The sequence below is a fragment of the Mesorhizobium sp. BR1-1-2 genome (genome assembly GCF_020165435.1).
GTDB lineage: Bacteria > Pseudomonadota > Alphaproteobacteria > Rhizobiales > Rhizobiaceae > Mesorhizobium.
Genome location: NZ_JAIUID010000002.1, coordinates 440,591 through 454,117 on the forward strand (window position 1 = coordinate 440,591; position 13,527 = coordinate 454,117).

The 13,527-nt window shown below is 62.5% G+C and carries 11 protein-coding genes; 4 read left to right on the forward strand and 7 right to left on the reverse strand.

Translation table 11 applies throughout. The features are described from left to right. Nucleotides 1-230: 230 nt before the first annotated feature. Nucleotides 231-2,303, forward strand: coding sequence for a putative bifunctional diguanylate cyclase/phosphodiesterase (locus LB551_RS05505; protein ID WP_140549153.1), 2,073 nt, complete (start codon nucleotides 231-233; stop codon nucleotides 2,301-2,303). 71 nt (nucleotides 2,304-2,374) lie between these two features. Beyond that, entirely contained in the window at nucleotides 2,375-3,109 is a 735-nt protein-coding gene (locus tag LB551_RS05510; protein ID WP_140549154.1) for a polysaccharide deacetylase family protein, read from the forward strand. Between the two features lie 54 nt (nucleotides 3,110-3,163). Here LB551_RS05510 and LB551_RS05515 read toward each other — a convergent pair whose 3' ends face one another. Beyond that, on the reverse strand, nucleotides 3,164-3,592 hold the full coding sequence (locus LB551_RS05515; RefSeq protein WP_224622646.1) for a MarR family winged helix-turn-helix transcriptional regulator: 429 nt from the start codon (nucleotides 3,590-3,592) through the stop codon (nucleotides 3,164-3,166). 116 nt (nucleotides 3,593-3,708) lie between these two features. Here LB551_RS05515 and LB551_RS05520 point away from each other — a divergent pair, with 116 nt between their 5' ends. Next, nucleotides 3,709-4,116: a hypothetical protein gene (locus tag LB551_RS05520; RefSeq protein WP_140521694.1), complete on the forward strand. Its 408-nt coding sequence runs from the start codon at nucleotides 3,709-3,711 to the stop codon at nucleotides 4,114-4,116. A gap of 138 nt (nucleotides 4,117-4,254) precedes the next feature. Here LB551_RS05520 and LB551_RS05525 read toward each other — a convergent pair whose 3' ends face one another. After that, on the reverse strand, nucleotides 4,255-6,300 hold the full coding sequence (locus LB551_RS05525; RefSeq protein ID WP_224622648.1) for an NADH:flavin oxidoreductase: 2,046 nt from the start codon (nucleotides 6,298-6,300) through the stop codon (nucleotides 4,255-4,257). 142 nt (nucleotides 6,301-6,442) lie between these two features. On the opposite strand from LB551_RS05525, the gene queF reads away from it, so the two are divergent. Next, entirely contained in the window at nucleotides 6,443-6,904 is a 462-nt protein-coding gene (queF, locus tag LB551_RS05530; protein ID WP_140515582.1) for a preQ(1) synthase, read from the forward strand. Nucleotides 6,905-6,913: 9 nt separating this feature from the next. Here queF and LB551_RS05535 read toward each other — a convergent pair whose 3' ends face one another. The 5 genes from LB551_RS05535 to LB551_RS05555 form a co-directional block, all read right to left on the reverse strand. Beyond that, nucleotides 6,914-7,513: a hypothetical protein gene (locus LB551_RS05535; protein WP_140549158.1), complete on the reverse strand. Its 600-nt coding sequence runs from the start codon at nucleotides 7,511-7,513 to the stop codon at nucleotides 6,914-6,916. Between the two features lie 4 nt (nucleotides 7,514-7,517). Beyond that, nucleotides 7,518-7,997 (reverse strand): DUF3828 domain-containing protein, encoded by a 480-nt coding sequence (locus LB551_RS05540; RefSeq protein ID WP_224622650.1) that lies wholly within the window; start codon nucleotides 7,995-7,997, stop codon nucleotides 7,518-7,520. Nucleotides 7,998-8,137: 140 nt separating this feature from the next. After that, nucleotides 8,138-10,120 carry an FAD-dependent oxidoreductase gene (locus LB551_RS05545; protein ID WP_224658479.1) on the reverse strand — a complete coding sequence of 661 codons (1,983 nt, stop codon included), beginning with the start codon at nucleotides 10,118-10,120 and terminating at the stop codon, nucleotides 8,138-8,140. Nucleotides 10,121-10,237: 117 nt separating this feature from the next. Next, nucleotides 10,238-11,887, reverse strand: coding sequence for an ABC transporter substrate-binding protein (locus LB551_RS05550; protein ID WP_224658480.1), 1,650 nt, complete (start codon nucleotides 11,885-11,887; stop codon nucleotides 10,238-10,240). Between the two features lie 39 nt (nucleotides 11,888-11,926). Further along, on the reverse strand, nucleotides 11,927-13,474 hold the full coding sequence (locus LB551_RS05555) for a trimethylamine methyltransferase family protein (RefSeq protein WP_224622656.1): 1,548 nt from the start codon (nucleotides 13,472-13,474) through the stop codon (nucleotides 11,927-11,929). Nucleotides 13,475-13,527: the final 53 nt, after the last annotated feature.

A 13,527-nucleotide genomic window follows, 5' to 3' on the forward strand; every position in this document is an offset into this window, starting at 1 on the left:
GTGGCTGGGCAATGTCGAACGGATGCCGCGGGCATGGCTCGAGAGACGATCCGGATCACAGGGGCCGGCGAATGTTCAAATGCGGACCGGCCGCGAAAGAGGCCGATAACCATTTCGCGATCTTTAAGCCTTTCCCCTTGTCGGCCGGCTGTCGATTTCCAGTCCTGTTAATGTTTGCGGTTCAATGATGCTCATACAGGAATCCGTTGGCGAGAGGGCCGCCCCCCAAGATGTCGCAGCAGCCGGTGCAAACCGTTTCAGGCAAGCTCATACTGCTGATCAAGGCCGGCTACTGGCTGGCGCTGCTGATCATCGCCGCCATGGTGGTGGCTTCCTTCATCCTGCTGCAGCAGGTGATGGCCACCCAACGGCACAACCATACGCTGCTCGATATCGTCAGCACGCAAAAGACGCTGTCGCAGCGCATCGTCTTCCTCGCCGGTGCGACCGGTGCTGCTTCGCGCGACAAGCAGCCGGCGCTCGTCAACGCGCTCAAGCAGGCGACGGCGGAGTTCGAAACCAACTATGACCTGCTGCTCAAGCAGACGGCCGCCGATCCAAAGTCGCCGGCCAGGCTCGATCCGAAGACGATCGAGAACGTCCTTTTCGGCAAGCCTTTTCATCTCGACTATTTTTCCGTCGGGCTGGTCGCCAATGGCGAACGCCTGATATCGGCATTCTCGTCGCAACTCGCGCTCGGCGACAATGGCGGCTACAAGGGCGGCTACGAACGCGTCACCCTCGACGCCTCGGTCGCCAACGCAACATTGTCGGGCTATTCGGCGCTTGGCCAGCGCATCAGCGCTTTCGCCGACGAACGATCCGAAAAGATGCTCGATCTGCACCGCACGCTGTTTTACGCCACGATCGGCGTCATCGTGCTGGTGGCACTGTTCATCTTCCGACCCATGTCGAACGCGATCCTGCGCAAGACGCGCGAACTCGTCGACGCACGAAATTCGATGGCTTTCATCGCCGTTCATGACGGGCTGACCGGTCTGCACAACCGCACATTCCTGACCGACCATTTCGACACGCTGATCAAGAGCGCGCATCGTCGGCGCGAACGTCTTGCGGTGGTGCAGCTTGATCTCGACCGGTTCAAGCAGATCAACGACACGCTCGGCCACGCCGCCGGCGACTATGTGCTGGTCATCACGGCCCAGCGCATGCGCGATTCCTGCCGGGCGTCGGATCTGTGCGTGCGCCTCGGCGGCGACGAGTTCGTGATGATCCTCAACGGCGCCGGCGGCACCGAAGACATCAACATGCTGGCACGGCGCATTCTTGCGCACATCAACGAGCCGATCGTCTTCCAGGGCACGACCATTCTGCCGGGCGCCAGCGGCGGCATCGCCGTCTATCCGATCGATGCCGACAACGCCCAGGACCTGCTGGTCCACGCCGATCTGGCGCTTTACTCCGCCAAGAAGATGGGCGGCGGCAATTTCTCGTTCTTCTCCGAGGAATTGCGTCGCGAACTCGATTATCGCAAGCAACTTGAGCACGACATCAAGCTCGCCATTTCACAGCGGGCATTCCAGGTCTATTTCCAGCCGCAGGTTTCACTGAGCGACGGGACGATCAGCGGCATCGAGGCGCTGGTGCGCTGGAACCACGCCGAGCGCGGCATGATCTCGCCTGGCGAATTCATTCCCGTCGCCGAGAAATGCGGTTTCATGCCTGATATCGGCCGCATCGTCATCAGCAAGGCCATCAACGAAGCCGCCGAATGGAACCGCGCCGGCATTGCTTTCGGACGGCTTGCGGTCAACGTATCCGGAACCGAATTGCGCGAGCACGACTTCGACGCTTTCCTGTTCGAGACGCTCGAGAAGGCCGGCCTGCCGCCGCAGAAACTGTCGCTGGAAATCGTCGAATCCGTCATTCTCGATGACGAGAAGACAGGCATCGCGGCAAAGCTACGCCATATCAGGGCCGCGGGCGTCCATCTTGAGCTCGACGATTTCGGCACCGGTTACGCCTCGCTCAGCCACGTCAATCCCAACGAGATCGACCGGCTGAAGATCGATCGCCGCTTCGTCCAGAACATCCATGAGAACGGTGACAACTCCAAGATCGTGCGCGCCATCACCGAGCTCGCGCGCGGCCTTGGCATCTCGATCGTCGCGGAGGGCGCCGAGACCGAAGCCGAACTCGATTCACTGATGGCGATCGGATGCGACCAGGTGCAGGGCTACTCCATCGCCTTCCCGATGCCGCAGGACAAAGCCCGTGACTGGCTGAGCGCCCGCATGCCGAAGAAGGCCAGGCTGACGGTGCTGCAGGGAAGCCTGGCGTAGGCAGCCCTGACCCGCGCTTGACAACTCATCACCGAGATGGCCCCTGTGACGATCGCAAACGGGTAGTCCCGATGCCGCTTCTGCTTGCTTTGCTGACCATGCTCGCCGCATTTCCCGCTTACGCAGCGGATCGCACCATCTATCTGACCTTCGATGACGGGCCGCTGAACGGCACCAGCAACATCCTCGACGTGCTGGAGGCGCAGCAGGTGCCGGCGACGCTGTTCATGGTCGGCATGCATGCGCAGGCGAGCGCGGGCAACAAGGCATTGGTCAGACGCGCAAAAGCTCTGCCGCTGGTGACGGTCGGCAATCACAGCTATAGCCACGCCAACAACCGCTACCAACATTTCTATGCCGATACCGAAGGCGTTGTGGCCGACATGCTGCGGGCCAACGTCGTGCTTGGGCTCGCTCCGGCGGTTCATGCGAGGCTGCCTGGGCGCGACGTGTTCAGACTGCCCTCAATGTCGAAGAACGACACCTCGCTCGGCCTTGCGCAGGAAGGCCGGGAGGAGCCGGACTACGAATTCGTCGCCGCCTCCGGGTTCTATCTCTATGGCTGGGACCATGAGTGGGTGCATGACGACACAGGCAAGCCGGTGCAGAGCGTCGACCACCTGGTCAGCGAGATCGATCACCTGTTCGGCTATGGCCGCTTCGTCAAGCGCGGAAAGATGATCCTGCTCATGCATGACGAGATGTTCCAGGACAGCTTCGACGGCAAGCCGAAACTGACCCAGCTGATCACCGCGCTGAAGCAGCGCGGCTATGCTTTTGGCACAATCCAGAGCTATGACGACTGAGCGATGATTCCTAAAACGCGTCATGTCGAAAGAGATTTACGCCGCGCGCCTTCGTCAGCTTTCCACATTGGCCCGCAAGGTCGCCAACACCTGCGCAAACTCCGCCAGCCTGTCGTCCGACAGGCCGGCGCGCAGTCGCTTGTCGAAGGCAATCGCCGCCTTGCGCAGTGTCTCGAACATCGCTTCTCCGGCCTCTGTCAATTCGACCAGATGGATCCGGCGGTTGACGGGATCGCGGCGGCGCGTCAGCAATCCTTGCGCCTCCATCGCGTTCAGATGATGGGTGAGCGTCGCTCCCTGTATGCCGATCATTCCAGCGAGCTCGCGCTGGTTGGCTAGCTCGCTCGATTTGACCGACAGCAGAGTAAGCCAGACGGGCAACGTGCCGCCCGCTTCAACCAAAGCGGTGTCGAAGGCCTGTGCAACAAGCTTGGCGGTGCGGCCGAGATTCATGCCGACCGGCGGGCGTTCAAAGGGTGTCATGGCAAGACACTAGACGGTGTTTTCCACGGATGGAACTGGTGTCCTTTTATACATTGACATCTAACAGTTAGATATCTAACTATTGAGGCGACGGCGGGCAAGAGAGGAGAGCTGGTATGCAATATGTCTACATCATCACCATCGGTCTTCACGTCATGGCGGGAGTGTTCTGGGCCGGCACCACCATCACGCTCGCGCGCGACCCCGAGATCCGGGCTGAACGCTTCATTGGGCCGCAAATGGGAGCGGCCGGCATGGTGTTTCTCACCGGTGCGCTGCTCTGGTATTTCTTCCATGGCGCCTATTTCGGCTCGATGGAAATGGTGCTGGCGCTCGGCATCGTTGCCGCCTTCGCCGCGGCTGGCGTACTCAGCACCATGGTCCGCCGCACCAGCACGCAACTTGCTGGCGCCGACGCGGCCACCGAACCTGCCCTGCGCGCGAAGATGGCCCAAGGCGAGCGAATCGCCGCCTGGCTGCTGGTTCTCACCGTGCTCTGCATGGCCACCGCCAGAATGTTCTGATCACGCATCGTACGGTGCCGGCGCAAGCAGGCGGCGTGCGCGGCGCGCAACGAACCAAGGCAGCAGATGGCTCTCCTTGCGGAGGTTCCGTTGCGCGCCACCACAACTTTCCCTGGAATTGTTAGCGACAGCAGCCTTTCAAATCCTTAGCCCGAACCTGATGCCGTCATAGATGGCGGCGTGGATGTTGCGCGAGGCGACGGCATCGCCGATGCGGAACAGCACGAAAGAGCCCTGCGGATTGCGCTCGGGAAAAATGTCGCCGCCACTCACCAGCCGCTCATAATCGATGGCGCCGCCGTTCTTCGCCAATGGCTTCAACGCAAGATAAAGATCGTCAAGCGGCGCCGTGCCATGTTCGACCACCACCTGGTCGACCCGCCGCTCGCCGCGCCAGCCGTCGGCGAAATCGGAGGCAAGCTCGGCAACCAGTTGATTGCCCTCGCGGCGCACCGAGCGCAGCCTTGTGTTGATCGTGATGATGACCCCCTTCTCCTGGAAGGCGCGCATGTAGGGCACATGGTTCATGCCGCCCATTTCCGGCGCGAAGAATCGCTCCGCCGAAACCAGTTCCAGCTTCGAACCGGCAGCCGCGACGAGTTCCGCCGCGCCCATTCCCTGATGGCCGCCATTGTCGTCATAGAGCAGCACGTTTTCAGCCGGCTTGACGCTGCCGGCCATGATGTCCCAGCTCGACGTCACGAGAGTGTCGCCCGCCGCCAGCGGGGGATTCTGCGGCAGTCCGCCGGTGGCGATCACCACGACATCCGGCGACAGCGCCAGAACGTCGTCCTTCTCCGCCCAACTGTCGTAGCGGATCTCGACGCCGAGCCGGTCGAGTTCGGCCAGCCGCCAATCGACGATGCCGATCAACTCCTTGCGGCGCGGGTTCTGCGTCGCCAGCCTGACCTGCCCGCCGGCTTGGCCCGATGCCTCCAGCACCGTCACCTGATGTCCGCGCTCGGCGGCCACGCGCGCGATTTCCAGTCCGCCTGCACCAGCGCCGATGACGACGACTTTTCGCTTTGGTCCCTCGGCCTTGGTGATGATATGCGGAATGTCCGCCTCGCGGCCGGTCGCCGCGTTGTGGATGCATAGCGCCTCGCCGCCTTCGTAGATGCGGTCGAGACAGTAGGTGGCTCCGACACACGGGCGGATTTCGTGCTCGCGCCCTTCCATCACTTTGCGGACGATGTGCGGGTCGGCGATGTGGGCGCGGGTCATGCCGACCATGTCGAGCTTGCCGGTGGCGATGGCGTGGCGCGCGGTGGCGACGTCGGAAATTCGCGCCGCGTGGAAAGTCGGGAATTTCGTCGCCGCCCTCACCTCGCCGGCGAAGTCGAGATGTGGCGACGAGCGCATGCCGGTCACCGGAATGACCTTCGTCAATGCCGCGTCGGTCTCGATCGAGCCGCGGATGATGTTGAGGAAATCGACCTTGCCTGATAGGGCCAGGCGCCTGGCGATCTCGACGCCCTCCTCTTTCGAGAGACCTTGCGAAAAGTCCTCGTCGGCGACCATGCGAATGCCGACGACGAATTTCTCGCCCACGGCCGCGCGCACCGCGTCGAGCACCATGTCGGTGAAGCGCAGCCGGTTGTCGAGCGAGCCGCCGAACTCGTCGTCGCGATGGTTGGTGGCCGGCGACCAGAAGCCGTCCATCAGATGGCCGTAAGCCTCGAATTCGATGCCGTCGAGACCGGCGGCCTGGCAGCGCTGCGCGGCGGAAGCATAGTCGGAAACGATGCGCTCGATATCCCAATCCTCGATGGTCTTGGGAAAGGCGCGATGCGCCGGCTCCCGCACCGGCGAAGCCGACAGCACGGGCAGCCAGTCGGCCTTGTTCCAGCCGGTTCGACGGCCGAGATGGGTGATCTGGATCATCACCTTGCAGTCATGCTCGTGGCAGGCGTCGGCCAGTTCCGCGAGCCATGGCACGATCCCGTCATCATAGAGATGCAAATTGCCGAAGGCGGCCGGGCTGTCGCGCGAGACGATGGCCGAGCCGGCGGTCATGGTCAGCGCCATGCCGCCCTTGGCCTTCTCCGTGTGGTAGAGCCGATAGCGCGCCTTGGGCATGCCGTCTTCCGAATAGGCGGGCTCGTGGCTGGTCGACATCACCCGGTTCTTCAACGTCAGATGTTTGAGCTGATAGGGCTGGAGAAGCGGATCGTTGCTGGTCATCGTCTTCCTGCGGGTTCAAATTATGTTATTGAGCGGCCAGACGTGCCGCCCCTGAATGGATTGCGGCGTTTATTCCAACCTTCGTTTCGCGCCGACCGCCATGGAATCGTGCTTCCGGCGACAGGCAGGCAAGGAGCCGTCCATGATCGATACCAAAACCCTCACCCAGCTCGGCGCGCATGTCGAGACGCCACAGAGCCCGGAAGCGGCGGTCCTGGAAACCGTGCCGTTTTCGCGCGGCGACGGCCCGCCGGCCATCGTGCGCTTCACCTGCCCGGAATTCACGTCGCTGTGCCCGGTCACCGGCCAGCCTGATTTCGCCCACATCGTCATCGACTACGCACCCGACGCTGCTCTGGTGGAATCGAAGTCGCTCAAGCTGTTCATGACCTCGTTCCGTAATCATGGTGCTTTCCATGAGGATTGCACCGTCATGATCGGCCGCCGCATCGTGGCGGCAACGAGCCCGCTATGGTTGCGCATCGGCGGCTATTGGTATCCACGCGGCGGCATTCCGATCGACGTGTTCTGGCAGACGGGCGCGCCGCCGGAAGGCGCCTGGCTGCCTGAGACCGGAGTGGCACCCTATCGCGGGCGAGGCTAGCTCGAACCATCATTCGCATTGGTACTGACTGAGTGCCCATTCACCGGTCACCGACAAGAGGTCCGATATCTTCCATTCGCCGTCGACCCTCTTGAACTTCCACTCGAGGCGGTGCGCGTTGCCGGCGACGACGAAGGCGACGATGACCTTGGCCTGGTCGCCATTGATCGCCTCGATAGTCTTCAGGCTCTTGTCGATCTCGTCCTTGTCATAGTCGGCATTGTCGAGCGCCATGTTGGGGTCGAGGCACTCGCCCTGCCCGGATTTGCGCAGCGCATCGCTCTTGTCGAGCACCGTTTTCGCCGGATCGACGAAATGGCGGCGCTGCGACGGATCGACCTCCAAGCCGACCTGGTCGTAGAATGGCCGGACCACCGCTGTCGGCGAGCCCGGCTGAATTGGGACGGCGGGTTCGCTCGGCGAGGCAGCCGGTGGCGTTGCCGGCTCGGCGGCTCCGCGAGGTGGCGGCGACTCGTTGTCATCGGGCGCGGTGGCCGCCGGAGCGTTTGCCGGCGGCGCGCCGAGCAGCCCCTGCGCAGCGCCGCTACTCAAGTCCGCCGCCATCATCATGCACACGGCCGACAGTGCCAAGAACCGGCGGCGGGCCATCGGATCACTCCGGATCTTGGCCCGCCAGGCATTCGAGCTGGCTCAGCGTCCAGTCGCTGGTCTTCGATGCGATGTCCGATATCCTCCACTTGCCGTCGATCTTCTTCAGCGACCAGTGCATTTCGCGTTGTGCATCGTCTCCTTCCGGAAAGAGACTGAAGCTCGCCACCACCTGGGCGGTGTCGCCATCCACCATCTCGGATACTTTCAGGGTCTTGGAGACGGTCTTCTGGTCGAAATCCTGCGCATCGAGGCCCGGATCGAAATCGATGCAGGCGACCTGGTCCGGATTCTTCCTCGTTGCCTGATCGTTGAGGTCGAACAGTTTCGTCACCGGCTCGGTGAAGCGATCCCGGTATTTTGCGTCGGCCTCGAACTTGACCTCCGGAACATAGAAGAACCTCACGGCGTCCGACGCCGGACCGGCCAGGGCGACGGCGGGAAAGGCCGTCGAAAGGGCGGCAAGGAGCACTGTCAGTCTCATGCAGAATCTCCGGCTTTTGATGGCTTGGCGCAATCCAGTAGCACGCATCCTGCATATCGGCTTTTTTGCGGCTCATGAAGCCCGAGGGCGGCTCGCCGCCGGTGCAGGTCATCCGACAGGCGCGCGTGCCAAGACTGCGATCAGAGACCAAGCGCCACCTTGCGGCCATCATGGATTGCAAAAGCCGCCTGCCTTGAGGCGGTGCAATCACCAATCGAAGTGTGGGCAATCTTGCGCCTGTCGAGTTCGATGGAAAGCATGTCGGCTGCCATACTCGTCGTGGCGAAGACCAATGCATCGGCTTCGACGTCCTGCTCGGTTCCGTCGAGCAGGGAAGCGACCCTGGCCGCCTTGCCGTCCCAATGAACGATGGCGCTCTCGGTCAGAAACCGCACCCGCAGCCTGGCGAGTGCCCGGCGCAGCGGCGCGTCGACGGCCATTCGCTGAAGCTCTTTGCCAACCAGGGCGTCAGGTGTCACAAGCGTCACATTGTGACCGTCCTCGGCCAGTTTCCAGGCGGTGCCGCACCCTTTCCAATTGCCGCCATCGTCGAGCAAGATAACATTTTTGCCTGGCCTCGCCTCACGGGCCATCACGGCTTCGGCCGAGAAAACCAGCCCGCCCCCCGGAATGCTTTCCCACTGCGGCAATGCCCGTTGGAAAGCGCCGTCCGGCGGCATCGAGCCGGTTGCGATGATGACGTGATCCGCGCCTTCGCGCTCGACATCCTCCGCCTCGACAAACTGTCCGTACCGGACGTCGACCTGGAGCTGGCTGAGCTGGCGCTGGTACCAGTCGATCAGATCCAGAATCTGGGCACGGCGCGGTTGCAGCCCCGCAAGGCGGAACTGCCCCCCAAGGCGGTCGGAAGCCTCGGCCAGCGCAACACGGTGACCGCGTTCGGCTGCTACACGCGCCGCTTCGAGGCCGGCGGGACCGCCGCCGACGACCAGCACGCGCTTGGGTTGGCTAGCCGGGGCGAAGCGATCTCCGCCCCACTCCCATTCCCGCCCCGCCGAGGGATTGATGACGCAGCTGATCCAGTAGTCGCGGCTGCGTCGGCCCCAGCACATCTGGTTGCAGGACAGGCACCCGCGAATGTCTTCCGGCCTTCCGGCGGCGGCCTTTGCGGCCAGGTGCGGATCGGCGATCTGCCCACGCACGATGGAAACCAGATCAGCGTGGCCTTCGCTCAGCACGCTTTCGGCGTTCTGCGGCGTGCGAATGTGGCTCTCGGCGGTGATCAACGCGTGGCGCACGGTGGATTTGAGCACGGACGCCAGGTCGGCGCCGAGCTTTTCCGGATAAACAAAGGTCGGGATGATCTTGTAGAAATCGAAGTAGGAGCCCGTTCCACAAGTCACATAATCCATCAAGGAATCGCGGTCGTGGAGGTCGATTATCTCGGCCAATGCTTCGCGCTTCAGCGCCACTTCGACTTCCGGTTCGTCGTTGACCGCAAGGCCGATGATGAAATCGTCGCCGCATTCCCGGCGAATTCTGCTCATCACCTCACGGCTCATCCGGGTGGGATTTTGAAGGCTGCCACCCCATCGGTCGTCGCGGCGGTTCGACCAGGGCGTCCAGAACTGGTCCAGCATCGAATGATAGGCCGCCCAGACCTCGACGCCGTCGAAACCGGCCTCGCGGCAACGGCGCGCCGCCTGTACGAAACCGTCGATCGTTTCTTCGATCTCGGCTTCGGACATTCGATGCGAACCGTCAGAGTCGTGATAACTCGGCAGTCCGGAAGGGGACCAGCCGGCATGGAACGAGTTGTCGGCGTCCGCGTGCTGACCGACATGGTAGAGCTGCTGGATGGCGACGGCGCCGTTGCCGCGGATCGCTTCCGTCACTTTGCGGAAATGGGGGATCACGCTGTCGTCGGAAGGACGGAAGTTGCCGCGGGTAAGAACGGCGGCCCGGTGTACCGGCATTGGCTCGACGACGATCATGCCGGCGCCGCCGATAGCGCGTTCGGCATAATAGCCGACATGCCGTTCTGTCGGCAGTCCCTCTACCGCCATGTTCGCGGTATGGGCTCCGAACACGATCCTGTTGCGTAAGGTCCTGCCGCGCAGGGCAATCGGCGTGAACAACCGGTTGAAGACCTGCCCAGACATGTACCGCTCCTCAAAAAGCCTTAGCGGCAGCACCCGAGCGCCAGCGCCCGCAGCCAAACTCGATTTTGCCGGACAGCCGGCACCTGAAAGGGTGCCGGCATTCGCCAGTCATTGCAGCTAGGCGTCCAGCCAGACGTTCTGGAGGTCCATTTCGAAGGTCTGGTGGACGCCGTAGTTCTTCACCTTCTTGCTCGTATGACTGTAGAGCTTCTGCCAGAACGGCTGGATGATGACGCCGGAATCCTGCAGGATCTGCTCGACGTCTTTCATCACCTCCTTGCGCTTGGCGACGTCGATCAGAGATAGCGCCTGCTTGAGCTTGGCGTCGAACTCGGGATTCGAATAGGCCGATTCATTCCAGGCCTCGCCGGTGCGATAGCCGAGCGCCAACACCTGGACGCCGAGCGGGCGCATGTACCAGATCGTCATCGAATAGGGATATTTCGTCCAGTCGTTCCAGAAGGTAGAGCCCGGCAGCACCGTGCGCTTCACCTTGATGCCGGCCTCGCGCAGCTGGCCCGCGATGGCATCGCCGGTGTTCTTTTGCCAATCATCCTCGATGGTGATCAGCTCATGCTCGAAGTCGGCCTGACCCGCCTCCGCCATCAGCTTCTTGGCGCCGGCGGCATCACGCTCCTTCTTGGGCAGCGGATAATATTCCGGATGGATGGGGCTGACATGGTGGTTTTCGCCGACCGTGCCGCGACCGCTGTAGCCGAGCTGCAGCACCGCGTTGTTGTCGACCGCCATCTGGAGCGCATTGCGGACACGCTTGTCGTCATAGGGTTTGTGCGTGACGTTGGTGCGCGCAACCAGGGTGGTCGCGGTCGCCACCTCCGATTTCTCCAGCCCCATCTTGTCGAGGATGTCGACAAAATCGGCGGGCGACTCGAAATTGAGGTCGATCTCGCCGGAATCGAAGGCATTCACCGTGGCGTTGAAGTCGGTGCCGTAATCGATGAATTCGACGCCGTCGAGCGGAGCCTCGCCGCCCCACCATTTGCCATTCTCGCGGCGCTTGACGACGGCCTTCTGGCCGACATCGTAAGAGACCAGTTCGAAGGGTCCGGTGCCGATCGGCTTCTTGATCGGATCGGCGCCATCGGCATCGAAGTTGCGGTGGACGACGAGTGCCGGATAGTCGGTGAAGTTCGGGATCAGCGAAATGTCGGGCTCGGAGAGCTTCAGCTTGACCGTGTTGTCGTCGACCTTGGTGATCGCGCCGTCCCTCGCCTTGCCGGTCTTGGCGTCGATCAGCGCGCCGACGCGCGCGGCCATGGAGTTGCCGGCGACGCCCTTCTCGCACCAGCGCGTCACATTGTGCACCACGTCATCGGCGTTGAAGACATCGCCATTGTTCCAGGTGACGCCCTTGCGCACATGCAACGTATATTCGGTGGCGTCGTCGTTGATGTCCCAGCTTTCGAGCAGCACCGGCTCGAAGGTGAACTGCCTGGTATAGCGCACAAGCGGCTCCAGCCAGGTGCGCGAGATGTTGGCAAGCTCAACCCAGTCATAGGTGCGCGGATCCTTCTGCGCCTTGACCGACATCGAGACATGCAGCGTTCCGCCCTTCTTGGGCTCCTCGGCCAAGGCGTTTGTCGGCGCGGCAAGGCCGATCATGCCATAGGCCAGAGCCGTCGATGCCCCGAAGGCGCTTGCCAGCGCCAGGAATTCGCGCCGGTCGACCCGGCCCGCACGCGCCTCCTTTGCCATCGCCTCGATGGCGGCTGGAACACGATCACCATTGCTTTTGAAAAGCGTCATTTTTTCCTCCCTTGTGGTTCCCTTAAGGTCTTCGTCCTGTCAGCTGACGCTGTCCGGCAGTTTCTCCTCGCGCAGCGCGATAAAATCCCGGAGCCCGTCCGCGATGCCCTCATCGAGCTTCGGCTCCTCATAATCGGCCAGCATGTTGCGCGCTTTCTCGCGGCCGCGCGTGTCATGGTCCTTCGCCCCTTCTGCCTTCCACTGTTCGTAGGAATTGAAATCCATGATGCTGGGCATGAAGAAGGCCCGCTCGAAATGATCGAGCGTGTGCTGTGTGCCGAGGAAATGGCCCTGCGGCCCCACCTCGCGAATGGCGGCCATGGCTTCCTTGAAATCGTCGAACGGCAGCCCGCCGGCATATTTGTACCAGCCGACGAGCTGTTCGCAGTCGGTCGCGAACTTCGAATAGCCGCAGGTGAGACCCGCCTCGAGCCATCCGGCCGAATGCCAGATGTAGTTGGCGCCGGCAAGGATGGCGGCATGCATGAGCATGTTCGCCTCGTAACCGGCCTGGGCATCGTTCAGCTTCGAGCCGACATGGAAGCCGGACGTGCGCCACGGCAGTCCGTATTTCCGCGCCAGCGCACCCATCAGGTACATCATCTGCGCGGCCTCCGGCGTGCCGCCCATCGGAGCGCCGGTCTTCATGTCGACCGTGACCATGAACTGGCCGTAGATTTGAGGCGAGCCCGGACGCAGGAGCTGGGTGAACGCTACACCGGCAAGCGCCTCGGCATTGACCTGCGCCACCGCGCCCACGGCCGAGGCGGAGGTCGAGGCGCCGCAGAGCGCGAAGGGCGCCAGGATCAGCGGCTGATTGTGACGGGCATAGACCTTCATCGCATCCAGCATGGTGGCATCCCATACCAGCGGTGAATTGCAGTTGGTGATCGACACCAGCACAGGGTTATCGCGCACGTAATCGTCACCGAACACGATGCCCGCCATCGCCATCGTGTCTTCCGCCCGATCCTTCGACGTCACGATGCCCATGAACGGTTTGTCGGAATGCTTCAGCGCCGAATGGATGATGTGGAGGTGACGCTTGGGCACCGCTATTTCCATCGGCTCGCAGATGATCGAGCTGGAGGAATGCAGGGCCGGCGCCATGTAGGCGAGCTTGTGGAAATTGTTGAGGTCGGCGAGCGTGCCGTAGCGTCTGACATTGTCGAGGTCACGCACATAAGGCGCGCCATACATCGGCACGAAGATGGAATTCTTCCCGCCCACGCGCACCGTACGCTCAGGGTTGCGCGCGTTGAGCGTGAACTCCGACGGCACCTTCGAGACGAGATCCATCAGCAAGGCGCGGTCGATCCGCACTCTCGTCTCGGAGACGTCCGCGCCGGCGGCCTTCCACATTTCGATGGCCTCATCGTCGCGGAACTCGCATCCGACGTCCTCCAGGATGGCGAGCGATTCCTGGTGTATGAGTTCCACTGCCTCGTCCGGCACCATCTGATAGACGGGGATTTGGCGGACCAGTGTCGGAAACGACGTTACCGGAGCTCCCCGCAGCGCCTTGCGCCCCAGGCGGCCGCCGGCTCGACGATTGGCGTGTTCTGTCACAGCGGCCGGTGCGTTCATGGCAACTCCATTCCTCTTATACCTCGCAGCCTAGACGCACAAAACAGGAATGT